Here is a 2,454-nt window from a genome sequence, read left to right as displayed (position 1 = left end):
CAACTTGCCAAAAACCCACAACAGTTGAGCCTCGCAATATGCGGAAGCTGAACCGGACAGCCGTGGGCTTGACCCGGGCATCCATCCTCTCGGCAAAGCCGCCCTGCTGAGAGATGGATGGCCGGGTCAAGCCCGGCCATGACGACGGAGGTGGTAGTTGCAGGTCGCGCGACAATCTGGAAACCGGACAATACAATGAACCTCCACGCCCTCCTCCAAGCCCGCGCCGCCGCCGGCAAGCCCGTGCGCGTCGCGTTGATCGGCGCCGGCAAGTTCGGCTCGATGTTCCTGTCGCAGGTGCCGCACGTGGCGGGGCTCGAGGTGCCCGTCATCGTCGACCTCGATCCGGGGCGCGCGCGGGACGCCTGCCGCACCGTCGGCTGGAGCGCCGAGCGGATCGAACGCACCGCGTTCAGTCCCGACGGCGCAAAAGCGCTTGCTGACACCATTGATGTCGTCGTCGAAGCGACCGGCAGTCCGGCCGCGGGCATCCGCCACGCGCAGGCGGCCATCAGGGCCGGCAAGCACATCGTGATGGTCAATGTCGAGGCTGACGTTCTGGCGGGGCCGTTGCTGGCCGACGAGGCGCGCAGGGCCGGCGTTGTCTACTCACTCGCCTATGGCGACCAGCCGGCATTGACAGCCGAGCTCGTCGACTGGGCGCGTGCGACCGGCTTCCATGTCGTCGCCGCAGGCAAGGGCACGAAGTATCTGCCGGCCTATCACGACGTCACGCCGGACGGCGTCTGGCAACATTACGGCCTCACCGCCGGCGAGGCGCAGTCGGCCGGGATGAACCCGCAGATGTTCAATTCCTTCCTCGACGGCACCAAGTCGGCGATCGAGATGGCCGCGATCGCCAACGCGACGGGGCTCGACGTGCCCACGAACGGACTGCTGTTTCCACCCTGCGGTGTCGATGACCTGCCGCATGTGCTGCGGCCTCGCGACCGCGGCGGCGTGCTCGAGCGCTCCGGCATGGTCGAGGTGGTCTCATCGCTGGAGCGCGACGGGCGTCCGGTATTTCGCGATCTGCGCTGGGGCGTCTATGTCGTGCTGGAGGCGCCGAACGACTACGCCGCGGACTGCTTCCGGCAATACGGACTCAAGACCGATTCGAGCGGCCGCTATGCGGCGATGTACAAGCCCTATCACCTGATCGGGCTGGAGCTGAACGTCTCGGTGCTCTCGGCGGCCCTGCGCAAGGAGCCCACCGGCCAACCGCTCGGCTTCCGCGGCGATGTCGTCGCCGTCGCCAAGAAGGATCTGCGGGCTGGCGAGATGCTCGATGGCGAAGGTGGCTATACGGTGTGGGGCAAGGTCGTACCGGCCAGGACCAGCCTGCAGCTCGGGGCACTGCCGATCGGGCTGGCGCATCGGGTGAAGCTCGTGAACGACGTCGCGCATGGCGAGATCGTGCGCTGGAGCGACGTCGCAGCCGATGCCGCGGACGAGACCGTGAAGGTACGCAAGCAGATGGAGGCCGCGTTCGCGCGCAGAGCGCGCGCTCCGCTCGCATGACCCACAACGAAAAAGCCCCGACCGACGGTCGGGGCTTGGCGGATCGAGGTGGAGGCAAAGCCTCGGTTGTCAGTTGTCGTCCTCGCCGAAGGCCGCGGCGAGCTTGTCGTAATATTTGACCACGAGATCGATATTGCCCTTGTTCTCGACCTCCGGCGGCTTCGCCTTGAGCGCCGCATTGAGATCGTTGAGGACCTGCTTCTTGTCATCGGGCTTCATCTTGGTATCGGCCTGGACCTGATCGATCTGCTGCTTGATGACGGCTTCGGGACCGATGTACTTTTTCGTCTTCGGATCGATGCCGCCCATCACCAGGCTGATGTTGTCGACGGCGACGTTGAAATCGTCATAGCTTGCGAAGCCGTATTTCTTGGCGACGCCATCGAGCTGCGTCACAACCTTCTGGTCCGGCGGCGCGTTCTCGGGAAGCTTGTCGGTGACGGCATCCATGTCCTTTTGCGATGCCAGCACGTTTTCGATCTGCTTGTCGGTCAGCGCGATTTGCTTGAGCTGCGGCGGCTGGCTGATGGTCGGACCGGGCGGCTGCGCCGGGGAATCCTTGGCGGCCTGCGCGAGGGCCGGAAGCGTTGTGAGGGCCGTCATCGCGGCGCCTGAGCCAGCAATGGCTAGCGCGACGAAGGTGGTCCGGACGAACATGCGCATGAGGATCTCCTGTGGGACAATGTCAGCGACGACAGACAGCGCAGCATTGCGTACGTTCTGGGGAATGAACCGCAACTGAACCCGGTTTTGCGGCTCAATCACACGGTTGTGCTGCCCGCGGCATCGACGAACGACCGCATCAGGACAAACGACAACGCCGCGCTGAGGTTTCAGCGCGGCGTTGTTGTTTTGAGTGTGAAGAGGGGATGTCCTTTGCAGGCCTGGCAGCGACCTACTCTCCCAGGGCTTGAGCCATAGTACCATTGGCGC

The 2,454-nt window shown here is 64.7% G+C and carries 2 protein-coding genes; one reads left to right on the top strand and one right to left on the bottom strand.

What is annotated here, in order from left to right:
• The first annotated feature begins 195 nt into the window (after nucleotides 1-195).
• A complete protein-coding gene (locus ACQR10_RS32625) occupies nucleotides 196-1,521 on the top strand; it encodes an NAD(P)H-dependent oxidoreductase (protein ID WP_316218930.1) in 1,326 nt (441 codons plus the stop codon).
• 69 nt (nucleotides 1,522-1,590) lie between these two features.
• Here the strand turns inward: ACQR10_RS32625 and ACQR10_RS32620 are convergent, their stop codons facing one another.
• Nucleotides 1,591-2,184: a hypothetical protein gene (locus ACQR10_RS32620; RefSeq protein ID WP_316183712.1), complete on the bottom strand. Its 594-nt coding sequence runs from the start codon at nucleotides 2,182-2,184 to the stop codon at nucleotides 1,591-1,593.
• Between the last annotated feature and the right edge of the window lie 270 nt (nucleotides 2,185-2,454).

This window comes from Bradyrhizobium sp. HKCCYLRH2060, assembly GCF_051168135.1.
Taxonomy (GTDB): Bacteria; Pseudomonadota; Alphaproteobacteria; order Rhizobiales; family Xanthobacteraceae; genus Bradyrhizobium.
Note: the sequence above shows the minus strand (reverse complement) of the source record. Positions and strands in the feature narration are given on the sequence as shown.